Here is a 425-nt window from a genome sequence, read left to right as displayed (position 1 = left end):
TAGGTAGCTTAACCTTCGGGAGGGCGCTTACCACTTTGTGATTCATGACTGGGGTGAAGTCGTAACAAGGTAACCGTAGGGGAACCTGCGGTTGGATCACCTCCTTACCTTAAAGAACCTGCCTTTGTAGTGTCCACACAGATTGTCTGATAAAAAGTAAATAGCAAGGCGTCTTGCGATTGAGACTTCAGTGTCCCCTTCGTCTAGAGGCCCAGGACACCGCCCTTTCACGGCGGTAACAGGGGTTCGAATCCCCTAGGGGACGCCACTTGCTGGTTTGTGTGAGTGAAAGTCGCCGGCCTTAATATCTCAAAACTGACTTCCGAGTCATGTTTGAGATATTTGCTCTTTAAAAATCTGGATCAAGCTGAAAATTGAAACGACACACTGTTTCATTTCTCCGTAATAAGAAATGAAAAGCGGTG

At 47.1% G+C, this 425-nt stretch carries 1 tRNA gene and 1 rRNA gene; both read left to right on the top strand.

Annotated features, from left to right (window positions below):
- Window positions 1-107: ribosomal RNA gene (locus NNO04_RS22615) — 16S ribosomal RNA — on the top strand; the annotation flags it as partial.
- An 85-nt stretch (window positions 108-192) separates the two neighbouring features.
- A tRNA-Glu gene (locus tag NNO04_RS22610) sits at window positions 193-268 on the top strand.
- The last annotated feature ends 157 nt before the right edge of the window (window positions 269-425 follow it).

The organism is Citrobacter sp. Awk 4 (assembly GCF_028069725.1).
Classification (GTDB): domain Bacteria; phylum Pseudomonadota; class Gammaproteobacteria; order Enterobacterales; family Enterobacteriaceae; genus Citrobacter_D.
Note: the sequence above shows the minus strand (reverse complement) of the source record. Positions and strands in the feature narration are given on the sequence as shown.